Consider the following 20,827-nt stretch of genomic DNA (forward strand, 5'->3'; position numbering starts at 1 on the left):
CCCCTGAGAACCGCCGCGAACCACGAAACCCTGTCGGAACGTTCGAAAGGTAACGGTGTCGGAACCTCAAAACAACGTGTGGATTATCCTAGAAAAACACACACAGAAGAGTATGCCGTCGAGGTCGCGCCCCTGAGAACCGCCGCGAACCGCGAAACGTTGTCGGAACGTACGGAAGGTAAGGGCGTCGGAACCGCAAACCGCTCCCAGGCCGATACGGCCGGGGCGGGCAAAACCGTAGGTTATGTGGGCGTCGGGCTCGGGATCGCCTCCTTGTTCATGTGGTCCATCATCTTGGGCCCGCTGGCTGCCGTAATGGGCTTTTACGCTTACAGCCAGGGTAATAAAACCTCGGGGGCCTGGGCGATCGGGCTCGGGATTGTTTCGACATTGAGCTATTTCGTTCTTATTCCGTTTACCCGCTAAACTTGCTCCGGTTAAGGCTGACGTCGAGAGACGCCGGCCTTTTCGGGATTCGGGAAATTTTTGCAAATTCCGATAAAATAGGTGGTCAAGCGGCGGGTTCCCGTGTAAAATATATGGCATAATACCTTTTGATCGTAGAAGAGGAGTTTAGTTACATGCAAATCGATCCGCGGACTATGGGACAATTGATTCAGCTTCAAACGAGAAGCGAGTTGGATTTACAGGGGAATTCGGTAAAGGGAACCACGGTGGACAGCCAGGGCTCCTTGTTTGACATATTGCTGCAAGAGATGATGATGGCCGAGGGAGAGTCCTCCCTGAAGGATGCCTCCGGAAGCTTGACGGCTTCCGCTCTGGCTTATGGGGACAGCTATGATGGAATGCTCTGGCAAACGCTGCCTGGAAGCGGAAGTCAGGCTGTGGAGCAGGTTATGGGACCAGCCGAGCCGGCTTCGGTGTCCTCCGGGGATCGAACCTCGCGACCGGTCGGGGATCTGGACGAATTGATCGCCATGGCCAGCCGGAGGTACGGCGTATCCGAAAGCTTGATCAAGGCGGTGATCGAGACGGAGTCTTCTTTCAACCCGAAAGCCGTTTCTTCCGCAGGGGCCAAAGGACTAATGCAGTTGATGGACGGAACCGCCGCCGGGCTTGGCGTCAGTGATCCGTTTGACCCTGTCCAGAACATCGATGGGGGAACGCGGTACTTGGCCAATCAAATCAAGCGCTTCGGCGGAAACGAGAATACGGCGCTGGCCGCGTATAACGCAGGGCCGGGGAGACTGCAGAGACTGGGAATTTCCAATGACGCGGAGCTGATGGACAAGCTGCATCTCCTTCCCCGGGAGACGCAGAATTATATCGGCAAAATCGCGGCCGCCCGATCGAAATATGAAGTTTAATCCGCTTGTCTTTTTTAGCGGGCTTATCTAAAGAAGATCAGAAGGAAGAACGCGGGAACCGGAAATGCGTTTTTCCTTTTGGTCTTTTTAACTTTGGGACATGCTTCAGGGGGGATAGACACATGAAATATTTCGATAACGCCGCAACGACGCCTCCCTATAAGGAGGTCATCCATACGATCACCGAGGTAATGTCCGCCCATTACGGAAATCCGTCCTCTTTGCATCGATATGGCGAGGACAGCGCGCGTTTGCTGCAAAAGGCGAGAGAGGTCTGCGCGGAGGCTTTGGGCGTACATGCCGGGGAGATCGTGTTTACTTCCGGGGCGACCGAAAGCAATAACATAGCGGTTAAAGGCGCCGCTCTACAGTGGATAACCCGGGGAAAGCACTTGATTACGACGATGACGGAGCATCCCTCGGTGTTTGAATCCTTCAAGCAGCTGGAGCGGCAAGGCTGGGAGGTAACCTACCTTGAAGTGGACGCGGCGGGGGAAGTAACGGAGGAGCAGGTGGCGCAAGCCGTCAGAACGGATACGGTTCTGGTTTCCGTCATGCATGTCAATAATGAGACGGGGTGCGTGCAGCCGGTCGCTGAAATCGGCAGAATGCTGAAGAAGAAGTATCCCCGGGTGCTTTTTCATGTGGATGGCGTTCAGGGATTCGGCAAGGTGCCATTATACCTTAAGGAGAGCGGCATTGATTTATATAGTCTGTCCGCGCACAAAATAAGAGGGCCGAAGGGAATCGGCCTTCTTTATGTCCGCGAAGACGTTTCGCTCTTCCCGCTGCTGACGGGGGGAGGGCAGGAAGGGGGGCTTCGTCCGGGGACGGAGAACATCCCTTATATCGTCGGCATGGCCAAGGCGGTTCGGATGGCGAAGGAAGCGGAAAAGACGGTATCGGAGAGGCTGAAGCTTTTGCGGGCCACGTTGATGGAGGGGATTTCGCGGCTACCCGAGCTCAAGCTGAATTCGGTCCCGGAGGGAGCGCCCCACATCGTGCATTTTTCCTATCCCGGCATGAAAGCGGAGGCTTTGCTGCATATGCTGGAAGAGGAGGGCTTTCTCGTGTCCACGAAATCCGCATGCTCGTCGAGGAAAGCCGAACCGAGCCGGGTCCTTCAGGCCATGGGGAAATTGCCGGACATCTGCCTTTCGGGCATTCGGATCAGCCTGGGCGACGAGCATACCGAATCGGATATTCAGGACCTGATTGCCGCGCTGAACAAAGCGGTAGGCCGGGTCCGTCATTTAAAGGGAGAGAACCTAACATGATCGCATACGATATGCTATTGCTCCGTTTCGGAGAAATAACGCTAAAAGGAAAAAACCGCATGCGCTTCGAAAAAGCGGCGCTGATGCATATAAAATCTTTGCTGCGTCCGTATCCCGCGGTGGAAATTTTAAGGGAATTCGGCCGGATCTATGTCCTGTTAAACGGGGAACCGGCCAGGGAGATTATTGAAGCCCTGAAGCAGGTATTTGGCGTAACCTCCATCAGCCCGGTCAAGATCGCTCCTCCCCGGCTGGAGGAAATCATAGCTGCTGCAAAGGATTTTGTGAGGGAGCTTCCCGCCGATCGGGCCATTCCGTTCAAAGTGAACGCCCGGCGTGTCTGGAAGCCGTTCCCTTACGGGTCGCAGGAAATGAACCGGCTGATCGGGGGACCTGTCCTTCAGGCGTCCCCGCAGCTTAAGGTGGATGTCCATCACCCGGAAGTGGAGCTGCGCGTGGAGATTCGCGAGCAGGGGGCTTATATTTTCTCCGAAGTGATTCCGGGAGCCGGCGGCTTCCCGCTGGGAACCAACGGCAAGGCGATGCTGCTGCTTTCCGGAGGGATCGACAGCCCGGTCGCGGGATGGTCCGCGATGCGCCGCGGGCTTGAGATCGAATGCGTGCATTTTCACAGCTATCCGTTTACGAGCAAGAGAGCGGAGGAAAAAGTGATCGAGTTGGCGAAAGTATTGTCCCGGTATGCCGGCCAGGTCAAATTGCATCTCGTTCCGTTTACGGAAATTCAAACGTCGCTGGCCAGAACCGGGCAGGATAATTTGATCATCACGCTGATGCGAAGATCCATGCTTCGGATCGCCACCAGGCTCGCCGAACAAAGCGGCGCGCTGGCGCTCGTCACGGGGGACAGTCTGGGCCAGGTGGCCAGCCAAACGCTGCCCAGCATGAATGTCATCGGGCGGGCTACCGATCTGCCGCTGCTTCGTCCGCTGGTGATGAACGACAAAGAGGATATCATACAAACGGCGAAAAAAATCGGGACGTATGACCTGTCGATTTTGCCGTATGAAGACTGCTGCACCCTCTTCGTTCCCAAGTCCCCTTCGACGAATCCGAATCTGCGGATTGTGGAGAAGATCGAAGCGGGACTAACGGAGCTCGCCGAGCAGGTGGAGGCTGCCGTGAAGGGCACGGAAACGCTGGTCATCCGGCCGCATGAAGAGGTGAAGCGGAGGTCCGACCAAGAAGAGGGAGCCGCGGTTCCCGACAAATGGTTCTAAAAAAAATAGCTCCCGGAAGCCTTCTATATAAGATGAACTCTTTAGTTCAACTTATTTAGATTCGGCTTCGGGAGCGATTTTCTTTTCCGACAGCTACTTATCGGGTTGCCGGGTGAGACTTGGCTTTCTTCTTCTCTCCGCGCTGCTTCTGTTTCTTCAGATAGCCGGCCAACAGAACGCCAGCGACGACCAGGGCAATAAACAGGTACCGCAGCAGAGGGTTGTCCTCAAAAAAGTGCAGGAAATGCGGCTCTTCGGTAATCATGTGGGATGCGGTGTACGCGAGAACGCCGGCGCCAACGTAGGCGATCCACGGAAACAAGGTCAACAGTTTGATAAACAGGGTGCTTCCCCAAATGACGATCGGAACGCTGATCAGCAAGCCGATCACCACGAGAATCATATGTTGGCCGGATGCTCCGGCGACGGCAATCACATTATCGAGCCCCATCGCCGCGTCGGCGATGACGATCGTACGGACGGCGGGCCAAAGCGAATCCTTGGCTTCGATGGAATCGTGGTCGCCGTCATCGGCGAGCACTTTGTACGCGATGAATATGAGCATAAGGCCGCCGACCGCCAAAAGCCACGGAATTTGCAAAAGCCATACCACGATCAGCGTAGCCAGAATACGAAGCACAACGGCACCGCCGGTACCGTATAGAATCGCCTTCTTCTGCACGCTTTTCGGAAGTTTACGGGCCGCCATACCGATGACGATGGCGTTGTCTCCGGCCAGGATCAAATCGATGAATATGATGTTGACCAGAGCGAGAAAAAATGCTGGACTGAATAATTCCACTTAAAAGTCACTTCCTCTACACACGTATATACGAATTATTTAACCAAAAGGATTCATTTGTCCAGATTTTTTATTGCCGACAAAAGTTCAGCATAGCTTGCCCCCTTGGGACATACATGTTTAGAGGGGGGATGTCTTGTGGAACAGTTGCTTCTGCTTTCCGAGATTTTGATTATCAATCTGGTGCTCAGCGGGGATAATGCGCTGGTCATTGCCATGGCCAGCAAAGACCTGCCGCCGGCGCAGCGTAAGCAGGCGGTCTGGTGGGGAGCTCTCGGCGCGGTGCTGCTGCGTTGTCTCCTAACCTGGATCGCCGTTATTATATTGCGGATTCCTTTCATCCAAGCGGCCGGGGGGCTGATGCTTGCCGGAATCGCATTTAAGCTTCTTATGCCGCATGCGGAGGACACCCGGGTGAAGGAAGCTCGGACGTTATGGCGTGCGGTACAAACGATTTTGGCCGCCGATTTTATCATGAGCCTGGACAATGTTCTTGCCATCGCGGCGATTGCCGAGGGAGATCTGGCGATCCTGGTGATCGGTATCGGCATCAGCATTCCGATCGTAGTTTGGGGAAGCAACCTGATTGCCGAATGGCTGCAGCGCTTGCCGATTCTGACCTACGCCGGTGCGGGAATTTTGGGATATACGGCTGGAGAAATGCTCCTTAACGATCCCAAGCTGGGAGCCCTGCTTGAAACGATCGTGCCGTCGTTGGCGCATCTGTTGCCGTTTGTGCTGGCCGCGCTCGTTATTATGTTCGGCTGGGCCCATAAATATAATGCCAATCGCGGGTAATTCAAAATGTGTCGTCCAGACGGGCGGCCTGCAAAAAATCATTCCGTCGCCGCGCGGCGGAGTGGTTTTTTTTGCTTTGTTCGTGATAAACTGGAATGAGAAGGAAGTCGACATTTGCTGCGGCCTGTCCTTCATTGTCATCTGGAAGGTGTGTGATGGGATGTCCGATAACAACAAACTCACGACGGGAATACTGATTTTGGCCGCAGGTATCGTCATCCTGCTGGGAAAGCTCGGGGTGTTCAGCTTTTTGGGCAAGGCGCTTTGGCCTTTGATTCTGCTGGTCCCGGGGATTATTTTTCATCTGTGGCATTTTTGGCGGAAAGGGCCTTCCGAACTGCTTCTGCCGGGTGGAATACTGGTCGTTTACAGTATTCTGTTCTTCATTGCGAATTTCTGGGGTTGGCATACGTTCAAGTACACTTGGCCCGGACTGATTCTCGGCATTGCGGTCGGGCTCTATGAATATGAGTATTTCTCCAAAATGCGTCAAAGCGGCGTTTTGCTCGCAGCCGTCATCTTAGCGGCCGTGTCCGTCATCTGCTTCGGATTTACACTGTTCTCGCTGGCGCTGATCTATGTGGTGGCCATCGTCTTGATCGCCGTCGGAACCTGGCTGATCGCCGCCCGTGGCAAAACCCGGCGCAATTGGTAATACCGCAGAGAAGTTCTTGAAATTTTCATGATTTTGCGTATAATATAAGGGATATGTCCAAGCGTCGGTGATGTGAATTATCCGACGCTTGTTTTGTGGTGAATCAAGCTAATCCAAGCTTTATGGAATAAGTAAACAGAGATGAAAGGATTTGGAGAAAACCCATGCATGAAAGAAAAAACATTCGCAACATTGCGATTATTGCCCACGTCGACCACGGCAAAACGACGCTTGTCGACAAGCTGCTCCAGCAATCCGGCATTTATCGGGAGAACGAAGCCGTTCAAGAACGCGCGATGGATTCCAACGATCTTGAGCGGGAACGCGGGATTACGATTTTGGCGAAGAACACCGCCATCACGTATAAAGATTATTTGATCAACATCGTGGACACCCCGGGACACGCCGATTTTGGCGGCGAGGTGGAGCGGATCATGAAGATGGTCGACGGCGTGCTGCTCGTTGTCGACGCGTACGAAGGCTGTATGCCGCAGACGAAGTTCGTGCTACGCAAAGCGCTGGAGCATCAACTGACTCCGATCGTGGTCGTCAACAAAATCGACCGTCCGGCCGCTCGCCCGGCGGAAGTGATCGACGAGGTTCTCGATTTGTTCATTGAACTCGAAGCCAATGATGAGCAGCTGGAATTCCCGGTTGTCTATGCTTCCGCACTCAACGGAACCTCCAGTCTGGATCCGGAGAAGCAGGACGAGAACATGCTCGCTTTGTATGAGACGATTGTCGAACATATCCCGGCGCCGACCGAGAAAGTGGATGAACCGCTGCAGTTCCTGGTGACGCTGATGGATTATAACGAATACCTGGGCCGGATCGCCATCGGCCGCGTCAACCGGGGGGTCATTCGTCAAGGCCAGAGCGTGGCGGTGATGACCCGCGAAGGCGGCAAGAAAATGGCGAGAATCGAGAAGCTGTTCGGATTCCAAGGGTTGAAGCGGGTGGAGATCGAGGAAGCGGGCGCCGGCGATATCGTGGCGATCGCGGGAATCAAGGACATCAACATCGGGGAAACGATCGCGGACCCGAACCAGCCGGAAGCGTTGCCGGTTCTGAAAATCGATGAGCCTACCCTGCAGATGACCTTCCTCGTGAACAACAGCCCGTTTGCGGGACGCGAAGGCAAATGGGTCACCTCGCGGAAATTGCGCGAGCGTCTCTTTAAAGAACTGGAGACCGACGTTTCGCTCCGCGTGGATGAAACGGACAGCCCGGACGCATTCATCGTATCCGGCCGCGGTGAGCTTCATCTCGGAATTCTGATCGAGAATATGCGCCGCGAAGGCTATGAGCTTCAGGTTTCGAAGCCGGAGGTTATCATTAAGGAAATCGACGGCGTCAAAATGGAACCGATCGAACGCCTGCTGATCGACGTACCGGAGGAAAGCATGGGCGCCGTAATGGAAAGCCTCGGCTCCCGCAAAGCGGAGATGGTGAACATGATCAATACGGGGACGGGACAAGTCCGGCTTGAGTTCCTGATTCCCGCCCGCGGTCTGATCGGCTACACCACGCATTTCCTGACCTTGACGCGCGGTTACGGCGTGATGAATCATGCGTACGACAGCTATGGACCGTTGGTGGGCGGACAGGTCGGCGGACGACATGAAGGCGTGCTGGTGTCCAGCGAAAACGGCGTTTCCACGCTGTATGGCATCCTGTCGATCGAGGATCGGGGAACTTTGTTTGTCGAGCCGGGTACGGAGATTTATGAGGGAATGATCGTCGGCGAACATAACCGCGATAACGACATCGTCGTCAATATTTGTAAAGAGAAGCAATTGACCAACGTGCGTTCGGCGACGAAAGACGAGACGGTCAAAATGAAAACGCCGCGTCTCTTTTCTCTGGAACAAGCGCTGGAATATTTGAACGATGATGAATATTGCGAAGTGACGCCGAAATCGGTCAGACTCCGCAAGAAAATTTTGAACAAGAGCGAGCGCGAACGTGCGGAAAAACACCGCAAAAACGCGGAAGCCAATCTATAATTCATCACAAATAGTAATTCATGAATGAAACCATGAAGGAGGGACCCGTCTTGCAGGCTTGGTTCGCGCAAAATCCGGTCATTTCATATCTACTCATTTTTGTCCTGGTGATTTTCGTGTACAACAAAGTGTTTCGCACGGGGCAGAAACTCCCGCTACTCAAGGAGATCCTGCTGTACGTGCTGATGGCGATCGGGTCTTTCCTTTTGCTGATTTTTCAGATTGACAAGCTGCCGATTATTCAATGTCTCCTTGTCGCCGTTGTTTTGATGCTGATGGTGCGGATTCGCTACTTTGTCGAAGGGCGCCGCAAGCGGAAGCAGGAGGCGGCCGCCCCATCTGGGCAAGGAACGGCAGCTAACAAACAAGAGTAGCCGTAAACCGACGTAACTTTTAAAGCATGAGGATCGTCCTTATTAACACGACTATTTTACTTGAAATCAGGTGTTATATTTCATGAGTTCTGATCGCAGCGGGCTGCCCCCACGGGGGAAGAGCCAAAAGAGCACATCCAAAACTTCGAAGCCCAGGAAGAAAAAGAAGAAGTCGGGCGGAAAAACGTTTCTCAAAATAATTCTCAGCCTGATGATCTTCGCCGTTGTCGGCGTGGGGGCTTACGCCGGTTATCTGTATCTGACCATGGACAAGGTGATTGACGATACCGGAACCTCCGGCACAGTGGCTCCCGAAAAATCCGCCAAAGTCAAACCGCTTACGATGCTGCTGCTCGGCACGGATTACCGCAAGGAGACGGGAACGCATCTGAGCGACGTCATGATGGTGGTGGCGATGAATCCGGAGACGAAATCAGCCACGGTAGTATCGCTGCCGCGGGACACCCTTCTTGAATTGGACGGCTATCGGCCGGATAAGTTAAATGCCTATTACCCGAACTTCCTGGCCGCCGAGAAGAAGTCGGGCATCCCTGCGGAGCAGGAGATGAAGACGATGATCGGGAAGTATTTCGATCTGCCGATCGATTATGTGACCGTGGTGAACTTCCAGGGTTTCCGCGATGTGGTTGACGCGCTCGGGGGCGTCGATGTCAATGTCGATGCGAACATGTGTTATCGGGACAGAGCCGACGGCACCGATATTAATTTGAAGGCGGGGCCGCAGCATTTGAACGGGGAGGATGCGCTCGGTTATGTACGGTATCGGAAATCGAACTGTAAACCGAGAACGAAAGCGTCCGACGACTTCGACCGGAACCGGCGGCAAAACGAGGTGCTTCACGCTTTGATCGACCAGGCCAAGTCGCTGAACGGCGTACTTGGCGCAGGCAAGGTCATCGAATCCGTCGGCAAGAATATGGAGACCGACCTGGAATCCGAGCAAATGAAGAATATGATCTCCACTTACTGGAACATCTCGAAGGAGAACGTGGATTTTGTCCCGGTTACGGGGCGGTGGAAAAGCCCTTATGTTTACCTGAGCGAGAAAGAGTTTGAAAAGGCCAAGCAGGCGTTGAAAGACGAGCTTGCCGGAACCAAGCCGGCGGCCTCGGAAGATACATCGGGAACGGTACAAGCGGGCGAGTAAGGATTGAATGCAAGTTTTCGGCAATGTTATAATACAATTGATATTAGTAATTTGTATTTCAGGAGGGCTGGCATGATGTCCGAACTCGTTACCCAATTGTCCGAAGCCTTGTACACCGCATTTCAATCCGAAACTTTCGTACTTCTAAGCACGGTGGATGAAGAAACCGGCGGACCGACCTCCAGCGCGATTTCCTGGATTTACGCCCGGGATTATTCCACCCTGCGCTTTGCCTTGGATCACAGATCAAGGCTGGTTCGCAACATCATGGCCCATCCGAGAATTACGGTTACGGTGTTTGGCGAGGAAACGATTTATGCGATAAACGGCAAAGCGGAAGTGGTGCAGGACCCGCTTGAAGGGGTCCCTTTCAAAATGTGCTGCTTCGATCTGAAGATCGATGCGGTTCGCAATGCGCTGTTTTATGGAGCACAGCTTGCGTCCGCGCCGACCTATGCCAAGGTCTATGATCAGCGCGCGGCGGAAATGCTGGACAACCAGGTTTTTGCCGCAATGAAAAAAGCCTAGCGATTTTTTTCGCTGGGCTTTTTCTTTTGGACATCCCCGGCGGTTATCTTCCGGGTGCCATGTTCATTTGCCGCTGCGTTCTATTGCCGGTGCCGTTAGGGTGATTCCCAGGGGCAGTTTGGTTCGTGCCATCGGTACGATTCCCGGTGCCGCCCTGATTTTGACCCTCCCGGGGGTGCGTATCGGCCGGCATTTGCGGAACGATCCGACCGATAATGTCCGCCAGCTCCGTGGCGAATCCGGCAACCGGTTGGCCGTTCGCGATTTTGTTGCCGATTTCGGTGATGCGCTGGTTGAGATCGATATCGGCGGTGACGATCGCTCCGGCTCCGTGCGGGTCTTTCCGCAGCGCCTCGGCCGCCGCGTATTTAATGCTTCCGACCCGGGCCCGTTCCAGCTTGGCGTCAACGTCGATGCCGACGACCGCGGTTTTGCCCAAAATCACGCAATGGGCCCCACGGACGCCGGGAATACGTCTAACGAGCTCTTCCAGATGAGCCTGGCGATCCTGTTGCGACATCGTTCCGTCTACGTTATTTTTTCTTATTCCGTTTCCTAATTCGTTGCCGCCTCGCATCCGTTGAACCTGGTTCGCATGCGTTTGATCCTGAGGAGAGGGTGATGCATTTCTAGAACCTGTGGCACAACTGGTAAGCAGAAACATCGTCATAAACAAACACAGCCATATTCGCATTAAGCTGACCCGTCCTTTCTATAAGGAATTTGATTGCCTCTACCCCATAACATTTCCCGGACGGGAAAAAGTATGTATGCGAATCCGGGCTGCAAGATTTCCGGTTGGAGGGGATTTCCGTGAAGAAGATCTTTGTGCTGGATACCAATGTTTTGCTGCATGATCCGGGTGCGATCTTTGCTTTTGACGAGCATGAGGTGGTCATACCGGCGGTGGTACTCGAAGAGATCGATTCGAAGAAAAGAAATGCCGAAGAGATCGGCCGCAACGCGCGGAGAGTATCCAGGCTGTTGGACGGGTTGCGGGAAAGAGGACATCTCCATGACGGCGTGCTTTTGGACTCCGGAGGCCGTATAAAAGTGGAGCTTAATCACCGCAGCTTTCTCAAAGTCCAAGACATGTTTGTCGAAATTACCAATGATAACCGGATTTTGGCGGTAGCGCTGAACTACCATTTGGAACAGCAGGAGGAACCCCATCCCCGCCCGGTCGTTCTGGTCAGCAAAGACGTTCTGGTCCGGATCAAGGCGGATGTGCTGGGCGTGACGGCGCAGGATTATTTGTCCGACCGGACCGCCGGGCCTTCGGATTTATATAGCGGATACTTGACCATTCCAGTACATCCTTCGATTATCGACGAGTTTTACTCGTATCGTTATTTGTCCGTCGAACGGCTCGGTTTGTCCTATTCCCTGTATCCGCATGAATTCGTCATTTTAAAAGATGAAATGGGGACGGGAAAATCGGCACTGTTGCGCGTAAATGCGGAAGTTTCCCGCTTGGAGCCCTTGTATCTGAGCCAGGATGCCGTTTGGGGAATCAGCGCCCGCAACGCCCAACAACGGATGGCGCTGGAATTGCTGTTAAACGACGAGATTCCGCTCGTGACGATTACGGGGAAGGCCGGGACCGGAAAAACGTTGCTGGCTTTGGCCGCCGGTCTGATGAAAGTGGAGGATGATCATAAATATAAAAAACTGCTTATCGCCCGGCCCGTTGTTCCGATGGGCAAAGATATCGGGTATCTGCCGGGCGAAAAGGAAGAGAAATTAAGACCCTGGATGCAGCCGATCTACGATAATCTGGAGTATCTGTTCGACACCAAGAAATCGGGGGATATCGAGAAGATTCTCATGGGTCTCGGCAGCATTCAAGTCGAAGCGCTGACCTACATCCGGGGCCGTTCGATTCCCGGGCAGTTTATCATTGTGGATGAAGCGCAAAACTTAACCAGACACGAAGTCAAAACGATCGTTTCCCGGGTAGGGGAGGGAAGCAAAATTATTCTGATGGGCGATCCGGAGCAAATCGACCATCCTTATCTCGACTCCGCCAGCAACGGTCTGACTTTTCTGGTGGAACGCTTTAAGGAACAAGGCATCGGCGGACATATTACTCTGGAAAAAGGGGAGCGTTCCAAGCTCGCACAGGCCGCCGCCGATCTTTTATAATAAAGAGAAGCCGAATAAATAGGATCGCCGGGTGCAGACCCGGCTTTTTTGTCATCATTTGTAAGGACAAGTCCCAGGAAGATTTGCTACAATAAGGAGGAAAATAGGCTCATGTCCAGGTATACAGGTGATGAAGCGTGAACTTGTGGAGAGGAAGAACGGGTATGAAGCGTAGAAACCACTGGGTGCTGTTTGCCATCCTGTTGCTCGCCTTGATAAATTTGTCGCCCAGCGAGACATCGACGCTGACAAACTCGGAAGACCGCGGTGAAGCCGAACCGGTCGCTCCCCAAAACCGGGAGGCGGACAAGGAACCCGGCCGTATCGCGGTAGCGGTTCAAATGAGTGAAGCCGAATTTGACGATCTGCAGCGGTTGAATCAAAAAGTGATGGATGAGACAGGGATGCAGGTCGAATTAACCAACCTTAAAGCGGACCACGATTTAGAGGCGATTCGGCAGAAGTTGGAGCTCGGGGAATCTCCGGACGTACTGCTCCTCAACAATACGTGGGTGCGCCGGTTGGCTTCCTACGGATATTTGCTGCCGACCGAAAGCTATTACCCGGGATCTTTAGCCGGTGATGTGTTAAGCGCTTCCTTGGCGCAAAATGAGTGGAACGGCTATACATGGGCCGTCCCGCTGGACATCGATCCTTATGTGTGGGTTTACCGGGAGGATCTGCTGAAGGCGGAGAACTTGAAGCTCCCTTCGTCACCTGAAGAATGGCAGCAGCTTTTGGCTAAGCAGAAAACCCGGACCTCGCCGTCTTTTCTTATCACTTTCGACTACGGAGATCCTTACGCGGCGCTATCGTTAACGATGCAGCTTTCGGGCAAAACCGGATCGGGCGGTGCCTCCTCCGTGTTTAAGTTGACCAAAGAAACCGGGGAAGCGGTCAAACGGCTGGATGCGCTGCGTCCTTATTTGCTGCCTTCCGGAAGCGATACTGCCGGTCAAAACGTGTGGAGCCAACTGTCCGCCGGGAAAGCGATGTTCGGCTTGGTCCAATGGAGCGAGGCTCACCGGCACCATAGCCCCGGCCTTCAAATCGTCTTTCCGGACCGGGCTATTTCCGGGGAAATGTGGATTACGGGACGGAGTTACGCGGTAACTGCGAGAACGGGGAACGGGGAAGCCGCGGGGCGGTGGATCTCGGCTATGACGACCCAGGTTCAGCAGCGTCAATGGTTTGAGTTGACCGGAAATTTGCCGGTTCACAAAATATTGTACCAGCAGGCGGAGCACGGCGGCGTACCCGCCGGGATTCCTCCGTCCCTTATGAATGGAAAAGGAACTCCAGTGCCCGCAGGCACCGAAATTCCAGGGAACATGGACAAATACGCTTCGATCACCGCCGCCTTTCTTAAAGGCGGCCTAGGATTGCAGGCTTACTTGAACGAATTGTCTTCGTTAGGATTATAGGTCCAGTTTTAATTTTACAATCAGCGTCCCTTTTTGGATGGAGGCCTCGGTGGCTTCCACAAAAGGGACGATTTTTTTGGGATAAAAACCAAGGTCAAAATCATTCTCAAGCTCAGTACGGGTCGTATCCGGAAGCTCCAGTCCGTTAAAAATAATCCTGCTGACATGGAAGGTGATCGAATTTTGCGGTTCCTGCTCCACCGTGTAGGTTCCTTCCACTTTCAGTTCCAGGCCTTCCCTGCGCCCTTCGGCGATAATGCGTTCATCTTCAAACACGAAGGCCATATTCTTCAACAGGTCGCTGCGGGAATGGAGGAAATCATTCAGATCCTTCTCCTGGACGGTCAATACATATCCGCCGTTGTCGGAGGCAAGGCTCTCCCGGTGTTCCTGCAAAAAGTCCGGAAATTCCGCCATAGCCGCGGACAGCTCTTTAAAATATCGTCGTATCTCATAAAGTCCGACATTTTGCCAATAAACGGTCAGCTCTTCAATCATCGCTTTTAGTTTCTCGGGGTCCGCGCTCGTATCCAGGGACCCGTCAACGCTCTGCTGCAGGGCCGCTACCCGGGTGCGCTGCTTCACAAGGCTTTCTTTCATCGAGCCGAGCTCTCCGGACAAGCGGTCCAATTTGCGTTTGGTCTTCTCTATGGCGGCGTATTCCGTCTTGTATTTGTTCAGGATATAATGGTCTCTTTCGGCAATAAGCTGATAATAATCCAGCATCGACAAAAAGTCCTTGAGACTGTTGGCCGATAACAAGGCGGACAGCAGACTTTCACGTTCCCCCATATAATAAGCGGCAAGTCTTCGGCCCGCCTGTTCCCGGCTGTCCTTGATCTCTTCGTCCTTATTGGACAACTGCCGCTCCAGCTCCCGAATGGTTTGTTCCGTTTGACGCTGTTCTTCCTCGATTCGCGTAATTTCCCGATCAAGCTCCACGATGGAAAGACTCTCTTGGAGCACCTTCAACTCCTCGGCGGACATCGGAGCGGCGGAGGTCTTGACCGGGAGCAGGAGGACGGACGCAAGCAAGATCGAAAGGTATAGCGCCGTGGTTCGTCTGTTCAATGGTTTTCTCTCCCTATGTTGAATTACCTCATATATATGATACCAGTTCGGCGAATAGGAGTGGGTTATTAGTTTTTGTACAAATGAAAAAAGGCGGTCCGGCCAGCGGCCGGATCGCCTTTGAGTTATAAAGCCAAGGGGATTGCTTACAACGGAAGCCCCATTTGGAAAATGGTCCAGTAGCTGAAGCCGGTAAAGGCCACGATCATATATCCCCAGAACAGCAGGATATAGGTTCTTTCCGTGAATTTCAGGTAACCGAACAACACGAAAAATGCCGTTTGCATGAAAAAAAGCAAAGCCATTTCGATCAGGTCGCCGGCAAAAGCCATAAGTCCGATGGCGAGTGTAAAGAAGCCAAGGACGCGGAACATGCGTGCCAAGAGAAATCCCCCTTTCCTATGTATACACGTCTTCTGAATTCTATACCTCATTATACCCGCAAGTCATATAAGTGTAAACGAAAAGTCACTAAATTTACCGTTTGTAGACTTGACTTGTGATCTTTATTATTGATCCGATCTGAATTTGCATTTGTAAATTTCTTTTGTTTCGCGGTGAGGTATGGACGAGGGATGTTTTGGAAATACATTTTAGTATCAAATAGATTCTATGAACTCTATGAGAGGCATAGAAATGGAGTAAGAAATATTTTACCAGCAGCCTGCCGATTTTCCGGCGGGAACGGTATATTAGGATGTCGTTAGGAGGTTTTTATAGCATGACAGCAGTGAGACAAGACGCGTGGAGCGCTGAGGATGATTTGATCTTGGCGGAAGTGACTCTGCGCCATATTCGGGAAGGCAGCACCCAGTTGACGGCATTTGAGGAAGTGGGGGAACGCATCGGTAGAACGGCGGCGGCTTGCGGTTTCCGGTGGAACAGCTGCGTCCGGAAAAAATACGAAGCGGCGATCAGTATCGCCAAAGCTCAACGCCAAAAACGAAACTACATGAAAAAGCAAGGGGCGCTCGCAGGCAATCCGGCCATTTCATCGTTGGCACCGGCCGAGTTGGAAGAAGGGACTTACCGGAGCGATGGGGCTACCGAAGAAACGATCTCGATCGATGCCGTCATCCGTTTTTTGCGCGGTTGGAAGAATTCGATCCAGGAGACGAACCGGCACGTGAAAAATTTGGAGAAAGAGCTGCGCGAGAAAGAAGAGGAGCTTGCCAGACTGAGAGAAGAGAACGAGCAGCTGTCTGCGCAGGTGAGCGAAGTTCAGACCGATTACCGCGTCGTGAATGACGACTACAAAGCTTTAATTCAAATTATGGATCGGGCCCGCCGCTTGGCTTTCCTGAATGAAGAGGAAGAAGAAGCGAAAACCCGCTTTAAAATGGATGCGAACGGAAATCTGGAGCGTATCGAATAATAAAAAAAACAAAATCCTGCCGATTAGGCGGGATTTTTGTCTTTTCGGGCGAGGCGAAGGTCTGGTATAAAAGAAGTAGGAATAAAGCGGAGGCAGGGCGGGAAGGAGAGTGCTTCTTATGAAGATCGAAATTATTGGCGCCGGAGCGCTCGGCTTGCTGTTTGGGGGAATGCTGGTTCACGCGGGGGAACGGGTCCGATTTTGGACAAGAACTCCCGAGCAATCCGAGCTTTTGAACGGTGGTGGTTTTTGCATAGAACAACGGGATGGGACCATGGAGCTTAAGCCGGGCAGTTTTACGGCGTGCCCTATCGATTATGCGTCAACGGAGCCTGATGGGGAGAATACGGACTGGCTCTTTTTAATGACGAAACAGCGTCACATTGAACGGCCGCTTTTACAGAAAACGATGAAGTTGGCCGGTCCCGGAACCGGGATTTTATGTTTTCAAAACGGGATCGGGCATGTGGAAAAGGTACGCGGCGCTTTCCCAGGGAATCCGGTATATGCGGCCATCACCACGGAAGGGGCCAAGCTGGCCGATAAAAACCGGGTGGTCCGCTCCGCGACGGGGCTCACAAAAATAGGGTACCCTTTGACGGCGGATCCGGCAGCGGTTTTGAGCGAAAAAGGCAGGGCGAATCGAATTTCTCCGGGCGAACCTAACTTAAAAACCGCTGAAAGTTTAGCAAAAAAACTGACGCAGGCAGGATTTCAAGCCATTTTGTCGAATGACATCGATACGGAGATTTACGGGAAGCTGTTGATCAATGCCGCGATCAATCCTTTAACGGCCTTGTTGAGGGTGCCGAACGGGGACTTGCTCCTCAGTGAAAATCGCCGGCAGTTGCTGGAACAGTTATGCCGCGAGACGATGCAAATTTACCTTGCCCACGGGATTCCCTGTGACCCGGACCCTTACGCTCGGGTCGAAAGCGTTTGCCGCTCGACAGCGGGGAATACTTCGTCCATGTTGAAGGACGTGCTGCAAGGCGAGGTGACGGAAGTGGATTATATTAATGGACGTTTGGTTGAAATGGCCAACGCGGCCAAGGTTTCGGCTCCAGGACATGAAACCGTCTGGCGTCTGGTGAGGGCGCTCCACCCTGCCTGAATCGTATAAAATAATAGCATTTGACCAAGCGAGTCGTTTTTGCAATTTCAATCATGCTGGGGAGGTGGAACTATTGAGTATAATACTCTCGTCTGTCGGGGCCCTTTCGGTTTTGCCGTTCATTCCTTTCCTGCTCGTGTATTTCGTCGCCATATATATGAAGAAAGACAAGAAGACGGCAATCAAGTTGGCGATGGATGTCACCACGGTATTTCTGATTCTATCGGTTTCCGCCTTGTTCAACAATGTCTTCGGTTCCAAATTCGGTTTCTATCTTATTCTGCTGATTTTGCTGATCGCCGTGGGGCTGATCGGCGGAGCGCAAAACCGGATGAAGGGGAAGGTCGATGTCCGCAGGCTGATGCGAGCGGTTTGGAGACTAACTTTTGCGGGTACCGGCCTGGCCTATGTCTTGTTATTCCTCATTAGCATTTTTACATATATTACGGCACAGTAGGCGAAGCTAATGAGTATACAAAAATCTACATAAAAGATTAACATCCGAGGTTAATTGTAAACAAAATGAAAAGTCAATATTGTATATTGGACTATTTTGTTAAGAAAAAGCTCGATTATATTAATTTTTGATCAAATAATTGAAAATTTTTGTTGGATTTTTTTGACCGCTGGTTGTATAATCTAAAAACATATACCACAATTTTAAGGGGGAACTGCAAGATGAAGAAGAGTAAAAGTCTTTTGCTCCTTTTGACGCTCGTTCTTGCGGTTGGCACGCTGCTTGCGGCATGCGGATCGAATGGGAACAAAGGCGCATCAAACGGTGGCAACACATCTTCCAACAGCGGCGAAAAAGCTGCGAACAGCGGTGAAGAGAAGTTGGCCGCGGATCAAACGCTTAGAATCAACCTGAGTGCAGAACCGCCGACTTTTGACCCGGCTCAAGCGCAAGACAGCCAAGCCAACACGGTACTGAAAACGATGTACGAAGGCTTGACTCGTATGGATGAGTCCGGCGAGCCTCAACCGGCTGCAGCCGAGAAGTGGGAAGCCGACGGCAATAAAATCACCTTCCACCTTCGCAAAGATGCCAAGTGGAGCAATGGCGACCCGGTTAAAGCGAGCGATTTCGTTTTCGCCTGGGAACGCGTCCTCAGCCCGAACACTCAACCGGCAGCTCCTTATGCTTATCAATTGTACTACCTGAAGAACGGGCAAGAATATAATGAAGGAAAAATCAAAGACTTCAGCCAAGTCGGCGTAAAAGCGCTTGACGATTATACGCTGGAAGTGGAATTGATCGCTCCGACTCCATACTTTGTAGGTCTGACTTCTTTCTACACCTTCTATCCGGTTCACCCATCCGTGAAGGACGATCCGAAATGGGCGGTTGACCAAAGCAAAATGATCGTTAACGGCGCGTTCACGTTGACCAACTGGACGAAGGGCCAAACGATCGAAGTAACGAAGAACGAAAACTATTGGGGTAAAGACCAAATCAAGCTGAGCAAAATCACCATGTCGCTCGTAAACAGCGGCGCTACCGAGCTTGCCAGCTATAGAAACGACGAGTTGGATCGTGCGGGTCATCCGAACGGTGAAATCCCGACCGACCAAATTCCTATCGTTAAAGACCAACTCAAAGACGAGTTTAAAGTTAAAGGGATTGCAAGTACGTATTACTATGAATTCAACGTAACGGCCAAGCCGTTCGATAATGTAAAAATCCGTAAGGCGTTTGCCATGGCGATCAACCGTCAGGATATCGTTGACAAAATTACGCTGGGCGGACAAATTCCTGCATTCGGTTATGTACCACCAGGTATTAAAGGCGTGAAAGATGAATTCCGTACGGAAAATCCAGACGCAGGTTTCTTTACAGAAAACGTAGAAGAAGCTAAGAAATTGCTTGAAGAAGGCATGAAAGAAGAAGGCTATACGAAGCTGCCTGATATCACGCTGATTTACAACTCCAGCGAAGCACATAAGAAACTCGCTTTGGCTGTAGCTGATATGTGGAAGAAAAATCTTGGTGTAGACGTGAAAACCGAAAACCAAGAATGGGCCGTATTCATCGAGAACCGTCAAAACCTGAACTACCAAATCGCACGTGCTGGTTGGAGCGCGGATTACAACGATCCGATGACTTTCATCGATATGTGGACGTCCAACAGCGGTAACAATACTACCGGGTTTAAGAACGCAGAGTATGACAAACTCGTTCAAGACGCCAAAACTTCGAGCGAAAACGCAAAACGTAATGAATATTTCAAAAAGGCTGAAGAGATTTTGATCAAGGACAACATGATCCTGATGCCGGTTTACTATTATACCAACGTAGCGCTTGAGAAAACATGGCTGAAAGGCGTAGTCCTTGACTTCAGCGGCGCCATCGACTATACCCGCGCTTATCTGCTCGAACATTAATTTGTTAGTTTAGCGCATTAAAGAATTGCATAGCTGCATCGGGATATATATGTGGGTATTCCATATATATCCCGTTTTTTTTGTGTGCAACGGGTTGCTTCCAAGCTTTGTGAGGTTATGGGAATTATATTGAATAGACAAAGTTCCGGATTTAACCTAAAATCGGTTTATGTCGAATTTTATCATGAGGAGGTGCTAACGGGCATGGTGCGTTATATTGCCAATAAGTTTTTTTACATGTTGGTCTCATTGTTCATTTTGATCTCCGCCACCTTCTTTCTGATGAAAGCCATTCCAGGCGATCCCTTTACTTCAGAGAAAAAGGTGCCGCCTGCGATTCTAGCGAATTTGTATGAACAATATGGACTGGATAAGCCCGTTTATCAGCAGTATTTGAAATATTTAGGGGATGTAGTTCAAGGCGATTTCGGAATTTCCATGAAGAAAATTAATCAGGACGTCTCCGACATCATCGGGCAAACGTTTTCCGCTTCTCTTAAATTGGGCGTTGTGGCCATTGTGGTTGCGGTGATCGTAGGGGTACTGCTCGGAATGCTGGCAGCGCTGTATCATCGCAAATTGATCGACAATGTGGCGATGGTGTTAGCGGTGCTGGGCATCGCGGTTCCCAGCTTTGTCGTGGCCTCGCTACTGCAGTTTATATTTGCTTCTAAGCTGCACTGGCTGCCTACGATGGGCTTCAAGGGACCGATGTATTACATTCTTCCCGTAGCCGCTTTGACGGCGCAGCCGATCGCCTTTATCGCCCGCTTGACTCGTTCCAGCATGCTCGAAGTACTCCATGCGGATTACATCAAGACGGCGAAAGCGAAGGGGCTGAACTGGTTTGCCATTTTGTTCCGGCATGTCATTCGTAACGGAATTATGCCGGTCGTCACCTATCTTGGACCGATGACCGCGAATATCGTCACGGGTTCGGTCGTCATTGAACAGATTTTCGGGATCGGCGGGATCGGCAAACAATTCGTCGAAGCGATCGGTGTCCGTGATTATCCGGTTATTATGGGGATTACGATCTTCTACGGAATCCTGCTGATGCTGGCCCGTTTCCTTACCGACATTGCTTATATTTTTGTTGATCCTAGAATCAAACTTAGCAAAGGGAAGGAGGGGTAAGG

At 51.8% G+C, this 20,827-nt stretch carries 21 protein-coding genes; 17 read left to right on the top strand and 4 right to left on the bottom strand.

Annotation, left to right across the window (positions count from 1 at the left end; all coding sequences use genetic code 11):
• Positions 1 to 3 precede the first annotated feature (3 nt).
• From FRY98_RS29430 to thiI, 4 genes are all read left to right on the top strand, one after another.
• Positions 4 to 426 (top strand): hypothetical protein, encoded by a 423-nt coding sequence (locus tag FRY98_RS29430; RefSeq protein ID WP_373317700.1) that lies wholly within the window; start codon positions 4 to 6, stop codon positions 424 to 426.
• A gap of 155 nt (positions 427 to 581) precedes the next feature.
• Positions 582 to 1,328 carry a lytic transglycosylase domain-containing protein gene (locus tag FRY98_RS09755; protein WP_148451569.1) on the top strand — a complete coding sequence of 249 codons (747 nt, stop codon included), beginning with the start codon at positions 582 to 584 and terminating at the stop codon, positions 1,326 to 1,328.
• Positions 1,329 to 1,450: 122 nt separating this feature from the next.
• On the top strand, positions 1,451 to 2,605 hold the full coding sequence (locus tag FRY98_RS09760) for a cysteine desulfurase family protein (protein ID WP_148451570.1): 1,155 nt from the start codon (positions 1,451 to 1,453) through the stop codon (positions 2,603 to 2,605).
• A complete protein-coding gene (gene thiI / locus FRY98_RS09765; protein WP_148452638.1) occupies positions 2,605 to 3,843 on the top strand; it encodes a tRNA uracil 4-sulfurtransferase ThiI in 1,239 nt (412 codons plus the stop codon). Before FRY98_RS09760 ends, thiI begins: the two co-directional genes overlap by 1 nt.
• A gap of 97 nt (positions 3,844 to 3,940) precedes the next feature.
• Here the strand turns inward: thiI and FRY98_RS09770 are convergent, their stop codons facing one another.
• The gene (locus FRY98_RS09770) at positions 3,941 to 4,645 is read right to left on the bottom strand and encodes a TerC family protein (protein ID WP_148451571.1); all 705 of its coding nucleotides are present in this window, start codon (positions 4,643 to 4,645) and stop codon (positions 3,941 to 3,943) included.
• A gap of 138 nt (positions 4,646 to 4,783) precedes the next feature.
• Here FRY98_RS09770 and FRY98_RS09775 point away from each other — a divergent pair, with 138 nt between their 5' ends.
• The 6 genes from FRY98_RS09775 (at position 4,784) to FRY98_RS09800 (ending at position 10,174) form a co-directional block, all read left to right on the top strand.
• Positions 4,784 to 5,443, top strand: coding sequence for a TerC family protein (locus FRY98_RS09775; RefSeq protein ID WP_148451572.1), 660 nt, complete (start codon positions 4,784 to 4,786; stop codon positions 5,441 to 5,443).
• The gene (locus tag FRY98_RS09780; protein ID WP_225038943.1) at positions 5,427 to 6,098 is read left to right on the top strand and encodes a hypothetical protein; all 672 of its coding nucleotides are present in this window, start codon (positions 5,427 to 5,429) and stop codon (positions 6,096 to 6,098) included. Before FRY98_RS09775 ends, FRY98_RS09780 begins: the two co-directional genes overlap by 17 nt.
• A gap of 164 nt (positions 6,099 to 6,262) precedes the next feature.
• Entirely contained in the window at positions 6,263 to 8,104 is a 1,842-nt protein-coding gene (gene typA, locus FRY98_RS09785; RefSeq protein WP_148451573.1) for a translational GTPase TypA, read from the top strand.
• A 50-nt stretch (positions 8,105 to 8,154) separates the two neighbouring features.
• The gene (locus FRY98_RS09790) at positions 8,155 to 8,478 is read left to right on the top strand and encodes a YlaH-like family protein (RefSeq protein ID WP_148451574.1); all 324 of its coding nucleotides are present in this window, start codon (positions 8,155 to 8,157) and stop codon (positions 8,476 to 8,478) included.
• An 82-nt stretch (positions 8,479 to 8,560) separates the two neighbouring features.
• The gene (locus tag FRY98_RS09795) at positions 8,561 to 9,646 is read left to right on the top strand and encodes an LCP family protein (RefSeq protein ID WP_148451575.1); all 1,086 of its coding nucleotides are present in this window, start codon (positions 8,561 to 8,563) and stop codon (positions 9,644 to 9,646) included.
• A gap of 75 nt (positions 9,647 to 9,721) precedes the next feature.
• Positions 9,722 to 10,174, top strand: a complete 453-nt coding sequence (locus FRY98_RS09800; protein ID WP_148452642.1) for a pyridoxamine 5'-phosphate oxidase family protein — start codon at positions 9,722 to 9,724, stop codon at positions 10,172 to 10,174.
• Between the two features lie 43 nt (positions 10,175 to 10,217).
• Here the strand turns inward: FRY98_RS09800 and FRY98_RS09805 are convergent, their stop codons facing one another.
• Complete coding sequence (locus tag FRY98_RS09805; protein ID WP_148451576.1) at positions 10,218 to 10,868, bottom strand: YhcN/YlaJ family sporulation lipoprotein; 651 nt, start codon at positions 10,866 to 10,868, stop codon at positions 10,218 to 10,220.
• Between the two features lie 119 nt (positions 10,869 to 10,987).
• On the opposite strand from FRY98_RS09805, the gene FRY98_RS09810 reads away from it, so the two are divergent.
• Both FRY98_RS09810 and FRY98_RS09815 read left to right on the top strand, forming a co-directional pair.
• Positions 10,988 to 12,319: a PhoH family protein gene (locus FRY98_RS09810; protein WP_148451577.1), complete on the top strand. Its 1,332-nt coding sequence runs from the start codon at positions 10,988 to 10,990 to the stop codon at positions 12,317 to 12,319.
• A 164-nt stretch (positions 12,320 to 12,483) separates the two neighbouring features.
• Positions 12,484 to 13,743, top strand: a complete 1,260-nt coding sequence (locus FRY98_RS09815; protein WP_148451578.1) for an extracellular solute-binding protein — start codon at positions 12,484 to 12,486, stop codon at positions 13,741 to 13,743.
• On the opposite strand, the gene FRY98_RS09820 is transcribed toward FRY98_RS09815, so the two are convergent.
• Positions 13,738 to 14,814, bottom strand: coding sequence for a coiled-coil domain-containing protein (locus tag FRY98_RS09820; RefSeq protein ID WP_148451579.1), 1,077 nt, complete (start codon positions 14,812 to 14,814; stop codon positions 13,738 to 13,740). The two genes, FRY98_RS09815 and FRY98_RS09820, sit on opposite strands and share 6 nt — an antisense overlap.
• Positions 14,815 to 14,960: 146 nt before the next feature.
• Complete coding sequence (locus FRY98_RS09825) at positions 14,961 to 15,197, bottom strand: DUF2626 family protein (protein ID WP_148451580.1); 237 nt, start codon at positions 15,195 to 15,197, stop codon at positions 14,961 to 14,963.
• Positions 15,198 to 15,535: 338 nt separating this feature from the next.
• On the opposite strand from FRY98_RS09825, the gene FRY98_RS09830 reads away from it, so the two are divergent.
• From FRY98_RS09830 to FRY98_RS09850, 5 genes are all read left to right on the top strand, one after another.
• Complete coding sequence (locus FRY98_RS09830; protein WP_148451581.1) at positions 15,536 to 16,189, top strand: RsfA family transcriptional regulator; 654 nt, start codon at positions 15,536 to 15,538, stop codon at positions 16,187 to 16,189.
• A gap of 118 nt (positions 16,190 to 16,307) precedes the next feature.
• Positions 16,308 to 17,303 (top strand): ketopantoate reductase family protein, encoded by a 996-nt coding sequence (locus FRY98_RS09835; protein WP_148451582.1) that lies wholly within the window; start codon positions 16,308 to 16,310, stop codon positions 17,301 to 17,303.
• 73 nt (positions 17,304 to 17,376) lie between these two features.
• Positions 17,377 to 17,760: a DUF3397 domain-containing protein gene (locus tag FRY98_RS09840; RefSeq protein WP_148451583.1), complete on the top strand. Its 384-nt coding sequence runs from the start codon at positions 17,377 to 17,379 to the stop codon at positions 17,758 to 17,760.
• A gap of 221 nt (positions 17,761 to 17,981) precedes the next feature.
• Positions 17,982 to 19,688, top strand: a complete 1,707-nt coding sequence (locus tag FRY98_RS09845) for a peptide ABC transporter substrate-binding protein (protein WP_148451584.1) — start codon at positions 17,982 to 17,984, stop codon at positions 19,686 to 19,688.
• 204 nt (positions 19,689 to 19,892) lie between these two features.
• Positions 19,893 to 20,825, top strand: a complete 933-nt coding sequence (locus tag FRY98_RS09850; protein WP_148451585.1) for an ABC transporter permease — start codon at positions 19,893 to 19,895, stop codon at positions 20,823 to 20,825.
• Positions 20,826 to 20,827: the final 2 nt, after the last annotated feature.

This window comes from Paenibacillus faecis (assembly GCF_008084145.1).
In the GTDB taxonomy this organism is placed as follows: Bacteria; Bacillota; Bacilli; order Paenibacillales; family Paenibacillaceae; genus Fontibacillus; species Fontibacillus faecis.

Excerpts from the sequence above, each read along its gene's own strand:
- FRY98_RS09755 (WP_148451569.1), top strand. The coding sequence starts at position 582 with ATGCAAATCGATCCGCGGACTATGGGACAATTGATTCAGCTTCAAACG.
- FRY98_RS09760 (WP_148451570.1), top strand. The coding sequence starts at position 1,451 with ATGAAATATTTCGATAACGCCGCAACGACGCCTCCCTATAAGGAGGTC.
- FRY98_RS09780 (WP_225038943.1), top strand. The coding sequence starts at position 5,427 with ATGCCAATCGCGGGTAATTCAAAATGTGTCGTCCAGACGGGCGGCCTG.
- typA (WP_148451573.1), top strand. The coding sequence starts at position 6,263 with ATGCATGAAAGAAAAAACATTCGCAACATTGCGATTATTGCCCACGTC.
- FRY98_RS09795 (WP_148451575.1), top strand. The coding sequence starts at position 8,561 with ATGAGTTCTGATCGCAGCGGGCTGCCCCCACGGGGGAAGAGCCAAAAG.
- FRY98_RS09800 (WP_148452642.1), top strand. The coding sequence starts at position 9,722 with ATGTCCGAACTCGTTACCCAATTGTCCGAAGCCTTGTACACCGCATTT.
- FRY98_RS09805 (WP_148451576.1), bottom strand. The coding sequence starts at position 10,868 with ATGCGAATATGGCTGTGTTTGTTTATGACGATGTTTCTGCTTACCAGT.
- FRY98_RS09815 (WP_148451578.1), top strand. The coding sequence starts at position 12,484 with ATGAAGCGTAGAAACCACTGGGTGCTGTTTGCCATCCTGTTGCTCGCC.
- FRY98_RS09830 (WP_148451581.1), top strand. The coding sequence starts at position 15,536 with ATGACAGCAGTGAGACAAGACGCGTGGAGCGCTGAGGATGATTTGATC.
- FRY98_RS09835 (WP_148451582.1), top strand. The coding sequence starts at position 16,308 with ATGAAGATCGAAATTATTGGCGCCGGAGCGCTCGGCTTGCTGTTTGGG.
- FRY98_RS09845 (WP_148451584.1), top strand. The coding sequence starts at position 17,982 with ATGAAGAAGAGTAAAAGTCTTTTGCTCCTTTTGACGCTCGTTCTTGCG.
- FRY98_RS09850 (WP_148451585.1), top strand. The coding sequence starts at position 19,893 with ATGGTGCGTTATATTGCCAATAAGTTTTTTTACATGTTGGTCTCATTG.